The organism is Knoellia flava TL1 (assembly GCF_000768675.1).
Taxonomy (GTDB): Bacteria; Actinomycetota; Actinomycetes; order Actinomycetales; family Dermatophilaceae; genus Knoellia; species Knoellia flava.
The window spans coordinates 24,060-36,541 of record NZ_AVPI01000017.1; the positions used below are offsets into that span (position 1 = coordinate 24,060).

Annotated in this window: 12 protein-coding genes and 1 tRNA gene; 8 read left to right on the forward strand and 5 right to left on the reverse strand. The window is 72.1% G+C overall.

The features are described 5' to 3' along the window. Nucleotides 1–5: 5 nt before the first annotated feature. Both N798_RS07505 and N798_RS07510 read right to left on the reverse strand, forming a co-directional pair. Nucleotides 6–91, reverse strand: a tRNA-Leu gene (locus tag N798_RS07505). A gap of 136 nt (nucleotides 92–227) precedes the next feature. Continuing rightward, the gene (locus N798_RS07510; RefSeq protein WP_035947497.1) at nucleotides 228–917 is read right to left on the reverse strand and encodes a GntR family transcriptional regulator; all 690 of its coding nucleotides are present in this window, start codon (nucleotides 915–917) and stop codon (nucleotides 228–230) included. 145 nt (nucleotides 918–1,062) lie between these two features. Between N798_RS07510 and N798_RS07515 the strand changes: the two genes are divergently transcribed. The 4 genes from N798_RS07515 to N798_RS07530 all read left to right on the forward strand — a co-directional run bounded on the left by N798_RS07515 (nucleotide 1,063) and on the right by N798_RS07530 (nucleotide 4,703). Beyond that, complete coding sequence (locus N798_RS07515) at nucleotides 1,063–2,313, forward strand: NRAMP family divalent metal transporter (protein WP_084100283.1); 1,251 nt, start codon at nucleotides 1,063–1,065, stop codon at nucleotides 2,311–2,313. A 10-nt stretch (nucleotides 2,314–2,323) separates the two neighbouring features. Then, the gene (locus N798_RS07520; protein ID WP_035947498.1) at nucleotides 2,324–3,097 is read left to right on the forward strand and encodes a LamB/YcsF family protein; all 774 of its coding nucleotides are present in this window, start codon (nucleotides 2,324–2,326) and stop codon (nucleotides 3,095–3,097) included. A gap of 107 nt (nucleotides 3,098–3,204) precedes the next feature. After that, a complete protein-coding gene (locus N798_RS07525; protein WP_035947508.1) occupies nucleotides 3,205–3,828 on the forward strand; it encodes a 5-oxoprolinase subunit B family protein in 624 nt (207 codons plus the stop codon). Beyond that, nucleotides 3,825–4,703 (forward strand): 5-oxoprolinase subunit C family protein, encoded by an 879-nt coding sequence (locus tag N798_RS07530; RefSeq protein WP_308738200.1) that lies wholly within the window; start codon nucleotides 3,825–3,827, stop codon nucleotides 4,701–4,703. The genes N798_RS07525 and N798_RS07530 overlap by 4 nt, the downstream gene beginning before the upstream one ends. 141 nt (nucleotides 4,704–4,844) lie before the next feature. On the opposite strand, the gene N798_RS07535 is transcribed toward N798_RS07530, so the two are convergent. From N798_RS07535 to N798_RS07545, 3 genes are read right to left on the reverse strand one after another with little or no spacing between them, the layout of a single operon-like run. Then, nucleotides 4,845–6,089 (reverse strand): glycosyltransferase, encoded by a 1,245-nt coding sequence (locus N798_RS07535; RefSeq protein ID WP_035947499.1) that lies wholly within the window; start codon nucleotides 6,087–6,089, stop codon nucleotides 4,845–4,847. Further along, entirely contained in the window at nucleotides 6,086–7,180 is a 1,095-nt protein-coding gene (locus N798_RS07540) for an NYN domain-containing protein (RefSeq protein ID WP_035947500.1), read from the reverse strand. The genes N798_RS07535 and N798_RS07540 overlap by 4 nt, the downstream gene beginning before the upstream one ends. After that, a complete protein-coding gene (locus N798_RS07545; protein WP_052117035.1) occupies nucleotides 7,177–7,848 on the reverse strand; it encodes a MerR family transcriptional regulator in 672 nt (223 codons plus the stop codon). Before N798_RS07545 ends, N798_RS07540 begins: the two co-directional genes overlap by 4 nt. A 118-nt stretch (nucleotides 7,849–7,966) precedes the next feature. Between N798_RS07545 and N798_RS07550 the strand changes: the two genes are divergently transcribed. The 4 genes from N798_RS07550 to N798_RS07565 all read left to right on the forward strand — a co-directional run. After that, nucleotides 7,967–8,527: a DUF4188 domain-containing protein gene (locus tag N798_RS07550; protein WP_052117036.1), complete on the forward strand. Its 561-nt coding sequence runs from the start codon at nucleotides 7,967–7,969 to the stop codon at nucleotides 8,525–8,527. A gap of 76 nt (nucleotides 8,528–8,603) precedes the next feature. Then, complete coding sequence (locus N798_RS07555; protein ID WP_035947501.1) at nucleotides 8,604–11,105, forward strand: phosphoketolase family protein; 2,502 nt, start codon at nucleotides 8,604–8,606, stop codon at nucleotides 11,103–11,105. Nucleotides 11,106–11,209: 104 nt separating this feature from the next. Further along, a complete protein-coding gene (locus N798_RS07560; protein ID WP_035947502.1) occupies nucleotides 11,210–11,815 on the forward strand; it encodes a hypothetical protein in 606 nt (201 codons plus the stop codon). 170 nt (nucleotides 11,816–11,985) lie between these two features. Next, nucleotides 11,986–12,482 (forward strand): DUF3662 domain-containing protein (locus N798_RS07565; RefSeq protein ID WP_156971660.1); only part of this gene is annotated, 497 nt, incomplete at its 3' end.

Sequence of the window (12,482 nt, forward strand, 5' to 3'; positions counted from 1 at the left end):
TCGGGTGGTGCGCAAGGGGGGATTTGAACCCCCACGCCCATAAGGACACTGCCACCTGAAGACAGCGCGTCTGCCGTTCCGCCACTTGCGCGTGAGCCGTCCCAGTGTGCCGCACGCACCCCGCGTCCTCCAAACCGGATCGGGTATGCCGTGCGCCCCGGTTCCCGTCGGTCTCGCGGCCCGCTCCGGGCGGGACCGGACCACGGTCCGGGCGCCGGGCTCGGTCGTCAGGATCCGATGGCGGCGACCAGCTGGTCGCGGGCGTCGGCGAGGTAGGCGCGCAACGCCTCCGCGGCGGCGGGTCGTCCCTCGTCGACGAGCAGCCGGACGATCTCGGCGTTGCGGTCGAGGTAGGGCTCGTGGAACCCGGGGTCGTTCTTCATGAGGTGGAAGACGAGGCGCATCTCGGCGAGCGCCCCCTCCATGAGCTGGTCGATGCGGCGACTGGCGGCCAGCCGCACGATCGCGCGGTGGAACTCCTGGTTGGCCTGGGCGACCGCCGCGACGTCACCTGCGTACCGAGCCACGCGGGCCGTCTCGACGACCTCCGAGAGGCGGGCGGGGGTGTCGTCCAGGAACCCCGGCCCGTGCTCGAGGGCGCCGGGCTCGATCGCGAGGCGGGCGGCATACAGGTCGTGGATGTCGCCCTCGGTCGGGGTCGCGACGAAGACGCCCCGGTTGGGCTCGCGCACGACGAGGCGCTCCGCGGCGAGCAGGGCGAAGGCCTCGCGGATCGTGTTGCGCGAGAAGCCGAGCGCCGTGCTGATGGTGTCCTCGGTCAGCCGCGTCCCGGAGCGCAGCGCACCGTCGACGATCTGCTCGCGCAGGACGTTGCCGACCCTCTCGGCCGCGGAGGGCACGACGGTGCGGTCCGCCGGGATGCGGTGGAGGGCCTCGGCGAGGACGCTGTTGGTCACGACCTCACTGTAGGTCCGTCCCGTCCCGCAGATCGCCCCATCGAACTATTGCCGGATTGTTGAACAATCCGTTACGGTCATCGACAACCACAACGCCGTGGTTGCCCACGCGCCAGGGCACTGGCGCCGCAGAGGTCGGAGCCCCATGGACCCCAGGACCCCGCTCGACGCCGGATCCCGTCAGGCCGAGCACGAGCACGCGACCACGCCGAGCCGCAGCGGCCGCAGCGCCCTTCTCGGCGCGATGTTCCTCATGGCCACGTCGGCCATCGGCCCCGGCTTCATCACCCAGACCACGAACTTCACCGTCCAGCTCGGCGTCGCGTTCGCCTTCGCGATCGTCGTGTCGATCCTCGTCGACATCGCGGTGCAGATGAACGTGTGGCGCGTCATCGGCGTCTCGGGCCTGCGCGCCAACGAGCTAGCGAACCGCGTCGCCCCCGGTCTCGGCTGGGCCCTCGCCCTGCTCATCCTGCTCGGCGGGCTGGTCTTCAACATCGGCAACATCGCCGGCACAGGCCTCGGCACCGACGCGATGATGGGTCTCGACCCCAAGCTCGGCGCCGTCCTCTCCGCGGCGCTCGCCGTGGGCATCTTCCTCGTCAAGCGCGCCGGCGCCGCCCTCGACAAGATCGTCGTCGTCCTCGGCCTCGTGATGATCGGCCTCACCGCCTGGATCGCGCTCACGAGCGGGCCGCCCGTCGGTCTCGCGCTCAAGAACAGCGTGCTCCCGGAGCAGGTCGACGTCCTCGCCATCACCACGCTCATCGGCGGCACGGTCGGTGGCTACATCACCTACGCGGGCGCCCACCGGCTCATCGAGTCGGGGCGCACCGGACCCGAGCACGCGAGCGAGATCGCCAAGGGCTCGGTCTACGGGATCGTCGTCACCGGCATCATGCGCTCGGTCCTCTTCCTCGCCGTCCTCGGCGTCGTCCACGGCGGTGCCAAGCTCGCCGAGGACAACCCCGCCGCCAGTGCCTTCCAGCAGGCGGCCGGCGAGTTCGGGCTGCGCGCCTTCGGCGTGATCTTCTGGGCGGCGGCGATCACCTCGGTCATCGGCGCGAGCTACACGACCGTCTCGTTCCTCACGACCCAGAGCACCTCCGCCCGCAACCGCAACCTCGCCACGGTCGCCTTCATCGCGGTCTGCACGGTGCTCTTCCTCGTCCTCGGCAAGGCGCCGGTCAAGCTGCTCGTCTTCGCCGGTGGCTTCAACGGCCTCATCCTCCCGATCGGCTTCACCGTCATCCTCTGGGTGGCGTGGCGGCGACGCGACCTGCTGCGCGACTACGCCTACCCGAAGTGGCTCCTCGCCGTCGGCGTCCTCGCGTGGCTGCTCACCCTCTGGCTCGGCTGGCAGTCCATCACCGGGCTCCAGGCCCTCTGGTCCTGAGGACACCGCAATGACCGCCCGCATCGACCTCAACTCCGACCTCGGGGAGTCCCTCGGCACGTGGCAGCTCGGTGACGACGCCGCCATGCTCGACATCGTCACGAGTGCCAACGTCGCCTGCGGCTTCCACGCGGGCGACAGCCTCACCCTCCAGCAGACCTGTGAGCAGGCGGTCGAGCGAGGCGTCGTCATCGGGGCCCAGGTCGGCTACCGCGACCTCGTCGGCTTCGGCCGCCGGTTCATCGACATGGAGCCGGCCGAGCTCACCGCGGACGTCATCTATCAGGTCGGCGCCCTCGAGATGGTCGCGCGCGTGTCGGGCGGGAGGGTCGCCTACGTCAAGCCGCACGGCGCCCTCTACAACGCGATCGTCCACCACGAGGACCAGGCCGCGGCCGTCGTGCAGGCCGTCGTCGCCGTCGACCCCGACCTGCCGGTCATGGGCCTGCCCGGCTCGGCCTTCCTGCGTCTCGCCGAGGCCGCCGGGCTGCGCACCATCGCCGAGGCCTTCGCCGACCGCGCCTACACGCCGGAGGGAGCCCTCGTCTCCCGCCGCGACCCCGGGGCCGTCCTCCACGACCCGGCCGAGGTGGCCGAGCGCATGGTCCGACTCGTCACGGAGGGCCGTGTCACCGCGGTCGACGGGACCGAGGTCACCGTGCGGGCCGACTCGATCTGCACCCACGGCGACTCGCCCGGTGCCGTCGAGATGGCCCGGGCGGTCCGCCGCGCCCTCACCGACGCAGGCGTGACGATCGCCGCCTTCACCGGCTCGTCGCCGTGACCCCGGCACCCGACTCTGTCGATGCCGTCGACGCGGTCGACGTACCCGACGCGGTCGACGCGGCCGACGCGGCAGCCACCGGCTCCGTATCGGTGCGCTTCCTCCCCATGGGCGAGGCCGCGTGGCTGGTCGAGACCGACGACATCGAGTCGGTGCTCGCCCTCGAGGCGGCTCTCGCACCGCTGCTCCGGTCGGGGGAGGGTGTCTGGGCCGACGTCGACGACCTCGTCCCGGCCGCCCGCACACTGCTCGTCGTGGCCCGCAGGACGACGAACCTCGCCGACCTCGCGAACGGGATCCGAGCCGCCGCCGGTCGCGCGACCCGCGGCGCCCCGAGCGGCACCACGACGGTGACGGAGATCCCCGTCCACTACGACGGGCCCGACCTCGACGACGTCGCGGCCCACACGGGCCTCACCCGCGCCGAGGTCGTCGCCGCCCACACCGGCACGCCGTGGCGAGTGGGCTTCGGCGGGTTCGCCCCGGGATTCGCCTACCTCGTCGGCGGGGACCCGCGCCTCGTGGTGCCCCGCCGCACCGAGCCCCGCACCCGCGTGCCGGTCGGTGCCGTCGCGCTCGCGGGCGAGTTCAGCGGCATCTACCCCCGCGAGTCCCCGGGCGGGTGGCAGCTCCTCGGCACGACCGACGCCGTGCTCTGGGACGTCGACCGCGAGCCGCCCGCCCTGCTCGTGCCCGGCACCACGGTGCGCTTCACCGAGGTCACGTCGTGAGCGGCGTCATGAACCGCGCCGTCGAGGTGCTGGCCCCCGGTCCGATGACCCTGCTCCAGGACCTGGGCCGCTTCGGTCACCTCGCCGTCGGCGTCGGCCGGGCCGGCGCGGCCGACGCCGGCTCCTACCTGCTCGGCAACCGGTTGCTCGGCAACGCCAGCGGAGCCGCTGCCCTCGAGGTCACGATGGGCAACCTGCGCCTGCGTGCCTCGGGCGACCTGCTCGTCTGCCTCACAGGCGCCGCCGCACCTGCGAGCGTCGACGGCCGCCCCGTGCCGCGCGCGGCCCTCGTCGAGGTCCGCCACGGCCAGGAGCTCTCCCTCGGTATGCCGGTCGCCGGGCTGCGCACCTACGTCGCGGTCCGCGGCGGCTTCTCCGTGCCGGAGGTGCTCGGCTCGGTCTCGTCGGACACGATGTCCGGGCTCGGGCCCGAACCCGTGCGTGCCGGTCAGGTGCTCCCCGTCGGCGACCGCACCGAAGGCTTCCCCGTCGTCGACGTCGCCGGCGTCGCCGAGCCGTCGACGGGCACCGTCACCCTCGACGTCCTGCCCGGCCCGCGCCTCGACTGGTTCGCGGACCCGGAGCGTCTGGCACAGACGCCGTGGTCGGTCTCGTCCCGCAGCGACCGCAAGGGCATCCGCCTCGAGGGTGAACCGCTCGAGCGCCACGCCGAGCTGCGCGACGCCGAGCTCCCGAGCGAGGGCATGGTCCGGGGCGCGATCCAGGTGCCACCGAACGGACAGCCCGTCGTCTTCCTCAACGACCATCCGGTCACCGGCGGCTACCCCGTCATCGGCGTGCTGCGCTCCGCCTCCGTCGACCGAGCAGCCCAGCTCCAGCCCGGCCAGGAGGTCCGGCTTCGCTGGAACCTCTGACCGCGGTCACGAACCTCCGCCACGGCCACTGCCTCACAGCAGCCACCACGGCGGGACCTACCGCGCAGAAGGTGCTGCGATCGCGACGCTCACCAAGCGGTAGGTCGCGAGTCAGCCGGTCAGCCGCGCGCCATCGCCGTGTCAGGGCCGGGTGAGCGCCTCGACCGCACGACCGACACCGTCCTCGGCTCGGATCGCCGCTCCCACCACCGCTGCTCGCTCGGCCGACACCCCTCGGGCGAACCCTCGGAGCACCTCCGTGAGCCACTCGACCGACAGCTCGTGCCGGCGCACGGGCCGGGCCCCGACGCCGAGCTCCCACACACGCCGGCCCCAGTAGGGCTGGTCCCCGATGTGTGCCACGACCGCCTGCGGCACGCCCGCCCGCAGCGCCGCCGCCGTCGTCCCCGCACCTCCGTGGTGCACGACTCCGGCCGTCCGGGGGAGGAGCCACCCGTGCGGCACGCTGCCGACGGAGTGGACCCACGTGTCGTCGTGCGAGGCCAGCCCCGCAGACCCGGAGTGCAGCACGACCCGCACCCGTGCGGCCCGCGCCGCGACCGCGACGAGCTCGCCCAGGTGCCGCGCCTCGCTCGTCGACATCGACCCGAATCCGACGTATGCCGTGCGCCGACCCTCGCCGACCCATGTCGCCAGCGCGTCGTCCGGCACGAACCCGGGGTCGTCGTCGAGGAACCAGTAGCCCGTCACCTCCGGGTCGCCGTGCCAGTCCGGAGCCGGAGGCACGACGAGCGGCGACGCGGCGAGCAACGCGGGGGTGCGGCGCATCGCGTCGAGCATGCCGCGCGTCCCGGTGGCCGGGAGCCCGAGCTCGCGACGGACCTGGTCGCCGGGCGGGGCGAAGACCGACGCCACCGTGGCCTGGAGCACCTGCGCCGCAAGGACGTTGAGCACCGAGGACCTCCGCGGCAGCACCGGCTGGAGCCCCGCCGTCCCCTCTCGCGTGGGCCGCACCGGAGCGAACTCGGTGCTCACGTGGCGCCCACCTCCGGCGGACGCCAAGGCATCCGCGGCGTGGACGGTGAGCATCCCGCTCACCCACAGGTCCGCCGAGCCGACGAGCGGGAGCCAGGCGCCGGCATACTCCTCGACGGTCGAGCGCACGAAGCGGCGCAGCGCCGCGAGCTCGTGCCACGGGCTGCGGCTCGACTCCCCGAGCCAGGCGACGCCGAGCGGCGAGGCGATGAGCTCCTCGATCCGGACGCCCGCGGGTGCGAAGCCGACACCGTGCGAGGTCACCAGCGGCTCGAAGTCGTCGCCGGCGCAGACCGTCACCTCGTGCCCGGCGCGCTGCAGGCCGACGCCGAGGGCGACCATCGGCTGCACGTCCCCTCGCGACCCGGCCGCGAGGATGTTGACCCTCACGTGAGGCGGATCCGACCGACGTGGTGCCAGAACCGCTCTCGCACACCGTGTCTCGCCGCGTCGTCGATGTCGTAGGCCCCCGACCGGCTCGACAGGTCGAGCAGCAGCGCGCGGTCGAGCTCGCCGGGCACGGTCGGCTGCGCGGCCCGGAGCTCGGCGAGCGACGCGGGCGTGGCGGTGCGGCACCACGACGACACGACGGCATACGCGACGGCGTCCCAGAGACCGGGACCCGACTCCGTCCCCGGCCCGGTCGTCGCGGTGAGCGGCTCCGGCAGGACCACCTCGCTCGCCCGCTTGCGTCCCAGCACGGCGGGCGACGGCACAGGTATGCCGGCCGGTTCTGCCTGCGGCACAGGCTCGCTCGCGTCGGCCTCACCGCTGGCAGACGTGGCGTCACCGACGTCCGCGGTGTCGGGTTCGGGCGCGGAAGGCGTGGCGCCGGGCACCGTCTCGTCCGTGGCGTCGTCCGAGGGAGCACCGATCTCGTCGACCGCGGCGTCCTCCTCGCCCAGGCTCGCCACGAGACCGGGTGCGAGCGCCCGCGAGCGCACGCACGTGTCGACGGTCTCGAGGTCGATGAGGAGCTCGTCGTCGACGGCCCGGCGCAGGTGCTTCGAGACGGCGTGCGAGGTGCCGTTGACCCCCGGCACGGAGAGCAGGCGCACCTGCACACCGGCGCCCTGGGCCTCCTCGACCGCCTCGGTGAGGTCGTCGTCGCCGGAGACGAGGTAGACGACGTCGGCGACACGGGCGCGGCCGTGGAGGGCGAGGTCGAGCCCGAGCCGGACGTCGACGCCCTTCTGCTCTCCGGCGTAGGAGAGGCGCCCGAGGCGGAGCTTGACCTTGGGCAGGAGGCCGATCTGGTCCTGGTGGTGGTCGGGCTGGCCGCCGGGGCGGGAGCCGGAGTCGTACCAGTTGACGCGCAGGACCGGGAGCCCCGAGTCCGCCTCGACCTGCTCGACGAGCCGGCTCACGAGACCGGGGTAGTCGACCTCGATGCCGCTGCGCAGCGACGACCCGGTGACGCGCGTCGCGGCGGACGCGAGGAGGTAGCCGACGTCGACATAGACCGCGCACCAGGAGCTCATGACGACACCATCCCATCCGCATCGTCGGTGGCGGTCCCCGTCCCACGCGCGGCCGCACCCTGGAGCCCGCGCGACACGTGCTGCTGGGCCAGACGCCGCAGCGCGACGAGGACCGGGTCGACGAGCAGCGTTCCGAGGACGACGTGACGCACGGCCGCCTCGGGGTCGGCGGGCACGGTCGAGACGTCGACCTCGGCGATGCCCTCGACGTGGTCGGCGTAGCGGTCCATCCGCTCCTCGTCGAGACCGAGCGCCGCGTGGTCGCAGGCCTCCCAGGCGCGCGCGAGGTCGTCGATGAAGGGGTCCTGAGGGTCGATCTCCCAGCCGTGCTGCTCGATCCACGCGCGCACGCGCCGGACCGAGGCACCCTCGTCGCTGCCCACGGTCCGCGACGCCCGCGCCAGCGTCCGTTGCGCCACCTCGAGCACGTGCAGCCGGTCGGTGCCCGGCTCGGTGATGACCTCGAGCACCTGCTCGATCGTCGCCAGCGAGAGCCCTCCGACCTCGCTCAGCGCCCGGACGAGCCGCACCCGGTCGACGTGCGTCTCGTCGTACTCCGCCTGCGTGCGCGACATCGCCCGGCCGGCGTGCAGCAGGCCCTCGCGCAGGTAGTACTTCAGCGTGGCGACCGAGACGCCGGTCTCGGTGGACAGCTCCGCGAGCCGCACGGCACACCTCCTCGTACGGAAAGGGTCTTGACTTTGGATAGTAGACCTCTCCAAACTGGTCGAGACACGGGATAGCGTCACTATCCAAGAGTCACGGCCACGACCGGAGGACCCCCCGATGAGCGAGCAGCACCCGACCGACGCGGCCACCGACGCACGCGTCGCGCACACGACCCACGCCTGGGAGGGCGACGTCGTCGTCTTCCACATCGGGATGACGATCCGCAAGCCACACCGCCTCGACCTGTGGTTGCCGGTCCTCGCCGCGATGCCGAAGATGCTCGCCGAGCTCGAGCGCAACAGGGCAGCGGCTGCGCGCGGCGAGGAGGAGGACCTCGGGTTCCTCGGCGCGCGCACGCTGATCGGCGGTCGCGGCCCGTGGGTCGTGCAGTGGTGGCGCAGCACCGAGCAGCTCTACGCCTACGCGCGGATGGCCGACCGAGCGCACCTCCCGGCCTGGCGCGCCTTCAACACCGCTGCCCGTCGCTCACCCGGCGCGGTCGGCATCTGGCACGAGACGTATGCCGTCCCCGCCGGTTCCGTCGAGACCATCTACGGCAACGGGGCGACCGTGGGCCTGGGCGCGATCACCGGGACGGTCCCCGTGACCCGTCGAGGGCGGACGGCGAGGGAGCGGCTCGGCCGCCGCGTCGTCGGCGGCACCGTCGCCGACGGCTGAACCCTCGGCGAGCGCGCACCGTTCTCACTAGGGTGAGGAGGGCAGTCGAGACCCGCCCTCCGAGAGGACCCATGCGATGACGACCCCTGCCCTCGGCACCCCCTGGCAGACACGAGCGGACGCCGGTGCCGAGTCGCTCGACGACGCCACCCTCGACCGCATCCACCGGTGGTGGCGTGCGGCCAACTACCTCTCGGTCGGGCAGATCTACCTGCTCGACAACCCCCTGCTGCGCCAGCCGCTGCACAAGGACCACGTCAAGCCACGGCTGCTCGGCCACTGGGGCACGACTCCGGGCCTCAACTTCCTCTATGCGCACCTCAACCGCGCGATCGACGAGCGCAAGCAGTCGACGATCTACATCACCGGTCCCGGGCACGGTGGTCCCGGCCTCGTCGCCAACACCTACCTCGAGGGCACCTACTCCGAGACCTACCACGACATCACCGAGGACGAGCCGGGCCTGCAGCGGCTCTTCAAGCAGTTCAGCTTCCCGGGCGGCATCCCCTCGCACGTCGCCCCCGAGACGCCCGGCTCGATCCACGAGGGAGGTGAGCTCGGCTACGCCCTCTCGCACGCCTACGGCGCCGCGCTCGACAACCCGGACCTCCTCGTCCTCGCGGTCGTCGGCGACGGCGAGGCCGAGACCGGTCCGCTCGCGACGAGCTGGCACGCCAACAAGTTCGCCAACCCGGCGACCGACGGCGTCGTCCTGCCGGTCCTGCACCTCAACGGCTACAAGATCGCCAACCCGACCGTCCTCGCCCGGATCGGGCACGACGAGCTCGAGTCGCTCATGGTCGGCTACGGCCACAAGCCGTACTTCTTCAAGGCCGGGTTCGACGACGAGGCACCCGAGAGCTACCACCGGCGCTTCGCCGAGCTGCTCGACGAGGTCCTCGACGAGATCGCCGCGATCAAGGCCGCCGCCGCGAGGGCGGGCGCCGACGAGGTCGAGCGGCCCCGCTGGCCGATGATCGTCTTCGAGCACCCCAAGGGCTGGACCGGACCCAAGCAGATCGACGGCAAGCCGACCGAGGGCCACTGGCGCAGCCACCAGGTGCCGCTCGCGAGCGCTCGCGACACCGACGAGCACCTGAAGGACCTCGAGGACTGGCTCCAGTCGTATGCCGCGGACGAGCTCTTCGACGAGGCCGGCCGCCTCCACGACGACATCGCCCGGCTCGCCCCCGAGGGACAGCTGCGCATGGGTGCCAACCCCCATGCCAACGGCGGCCTCCTCAAGGTGCCGCTCCGGCTGCCCGACTTCCGTGACTTCGCCGTCGAGGTCGACTCCGAGGCCCGCGGCGCCGCGATGGCCGAGGCCACCCGAGTCCTCGGCACGTGGTTCGCGTCCGTCATGGAGGCCAACCCCGAGAACTTCCGGATCTTCGGCCCGGACGAGACCGCCTCGAACCGGCTGGGCGGGGTCTTCGACGTCACCGCGAAGCAGTGGAACGCGGCATACGAGCCGTTCGACGAGGCCGACCCTATGCGCAAGGTGGGCAAGGTCCTCGAGATGCTCAGCGAGCACCAGTGCCAGGGCTGGCTCGAGGGCTACCTGCTCACCGGGCGCCACGGGATGATGAGCAGCTACGAGGCCTTCATCCACATCGTCGACTCGATGTTCAACCAGCACGCCAAGTGGCTCAAGGTCACCAACCACATCGAGTGGCGGCGGCCGATCGCCTCGCTCAACTACCTGCTCAGCTCGCACGTGTGGCGCCAGGACCACAACGGCTTCAGCCACCAGGACCCCGGCTTCATCGACCACGTCGTCAACAAGAAGGCCGACATCATCCGGGTCTACCTGCCGCCGGACGCCAACACGCTGCTCTCGACGTGGGACCACCTGCTGCGCACCGACCAGTGCGTCAACGTCGTCGTCGCCGGCAAGCAGCCCGGGCCGACGTGGCTGACGATGCAGGAGGCGATCCACCACTGCACCCGCGGCCTCGGCGTCTGGGACTGGGCGGGGTCGGAGGGGCCTGGCGGTGAGTGCGACGTCGTCCTCGCGTGCGCGGGCGACGTGCCGACCGTCGAGGTCATGGCCGCGGCGCAGCTGCTCCGGGAGCACCTGCCCGAGCTCAAGGTGCGCGTCGTCAACGTCGTCGACCTCATGCGGCTCCAGGACGAGACCGAGCACCCGCACGGCCTGAGCAACCGCGACTTCGACACGATCTTCACGCCCGACAAGCCGGTGATCTTCGCCTACCACGGCTACCCGTGGCTCATCCACCGCCTCACCTACCGCCGCACCGGCCACGACAACCTCCACGTGCGCGGCTACAAGGAGGAGGGCACGACGACGACGCCGTTCGACATGGTCATGCTCAACGACCTCGACCGCTTCCACCTCGTCATCGACGTCATCGACCGCGTGCCCGGGCTCGGGCCACGCGCCGCCGGGCTGCGACAGCGGATGCAGGACAAGCGGTTCGAGGCGCGGGCGCACGCGACGACCCACGGCGAGGACCTGCCCGAGGTGCGCGACTGGGTGTGGGCCGACGTCGGCGAGACGGGCACCGCGCAGGGCGGCCCGAACGCGACCCAGCTCACCGGCGGCGACAACGACTAGAAGTCAGGACCTAAGGCCCATCTGCCCGAGACCGGCTGCTTCTAGCGTCGGTGGTACCGGAGGGAGAGTCCCACCGGACCACCTACCAACTGGAGGTAGACACCATGGCCACCACCAAGCACCACGAGGCGGTCCGGGCCAACACCACGACCCGCACCCATGACCTCGACGTCCGCGAGGGCGCCCACATGGAGGACGTCGTCCGCAACCCCGTCGCCCGCTGGGCGCTCGTGGTCCTGCGGTTCGTCCTCGGCTTCACCTTCCTGTGGCCGTTCCTCGACAAGCTCTTCGGCCTCGGCTACGGCACGCCGGCCGAGAACGCCTGGATCGACGGCGGCTCGCCGACCACCGGGTTCCTCACCAAGAACCCCGCAGTCGTCGAGGGCCCGTTCGGTGACTTCTTCGCCAACTTCGCCGGCGGATTCTGGGACTACCTGTTCATGGGCGGTCTCCTCGGCATCGGCGTCGCCGTCCTCCTCGGGGCCGGCATGAAGATCGCCGCCTGGTCGGGCACCCTCCTCATGGCCCTCATGTACCTCGCCGAGTTCCCCATCGGGCGCGACGGCGAAGGCTTCACCAACCCGATCTTCGACAGCCACTGGATCGAGGCGCTGGCCCTCATCGTCCTCGCCTACACCTTCAGCGGCGACAAGCTCGGACTCGGCCGCTGGTGGAGCAGGATCGTCGGCGAGGACAGCTTCCTCCGCTGACGACCCGGACCGGCCGCCGCATCCCCTCCGGTGCGGCGGTCTTTCCGTGCCCGGGCCGCCCATGCGCATCTCGAGACATCCCTCACGCACGCCTCACGAGTCACCACAGACCCGGCAAGTAGCATCGCTACGGCAACCAGACCGTCGACGCCACGCCAGGAGGTGCGCCCATGGGACTGTTCGACCGCATGGAGGGCAGGCTCGAGCGTGCCGTCAACGGCGTCTTCGCCAAGGCCTTCCGCTCCGAGGTGCAGCCCGTCGAGATCGCGAGCGCGATCCGCCGGGCCATGGACGACCGCGCCGCGACCGCAGGCTCCGGTCGCAGCCTCGTCCCCAACGTCTTCACGATCGAGCTGAGCGAGACCGACTACGAGCGCCTCACCGACCACGGGGTCGAGCTCGAGAACGAGCTCGTCGCCGCCGCCGAGGAGCACGCCGACAGCCAGCACTACCAGCCCGGCGGCCCGATCGACATCCACTTCGACGAGGACGCCGACCTCGAGACCGGCGTCTTCCGCGTCCGCCCCAGCACCGCGAAGCGCCCGCGCGCGACCGGCATGACGGGCCAGCACCGGGCCGTCCCGCGTTCCCGTGAGGACAGCCCGTATGCCGGCCGCCCACCCGCCGCTTCGGGTGCCGGTGGCGCTGCGGCCGGCGCTGCCGCGGG

What these genes read in the sequence shown, in the direction of transcription:
- N798_RS07540 (WP_035947500.1), bottom strand. Translation starts at nt 7,180, where the DNA reads ATGAGCTCCTGGTGCGCGGTCTATGTCGACGTCGGCTACCTCCTCGCG.
- N798_RS07555 (WP_035947501.1), top strand. Translation starts at nt 8,604, where the DNA reads ATGACGACCCCTGCCCTCGGCACCCCCTGGCAGACACGAGCGGACGCC.
- N798_RS07560 (WP_035947502.1), top strand. Translation starts at nt 11,210, where the DNA reads ATGGCCACCACCAAGCACCACGAGGCGGTCCGGGCCAACACCACGACC.
- N798_RS07515 (WP_084100283.1), top strand. Translation starts at nt 1,063, where the DNA reads ATGGACCCCAGGACCCCGCTCGACGCCGGATCCCGTCAGGCCGAGCAC.
- N798_RS07520 (WP_035947498.1), top strand. Translation starts at nt 2,324, where the DNA reads ATGACCGCCCGCATCGACCTCAACTCCGACCTCGGGGAGTCCCTCGGC.
- N798_RS07550 (WP_052117036.1), top strand. Translation starts at nt 7,967, where the DNA reads ATGAGCGAGCAGCACCCGACCGACGCGGCCACCGACGCACGCGTCGCG.
- N798_RS07525 (WP_035947508.1), top strand. Translation starts at nt 3,205, where the DNA reads ATGGGCGAGGCCGCGTGGCTGGTCGAGACCGACGACATCGAGTCGGTG.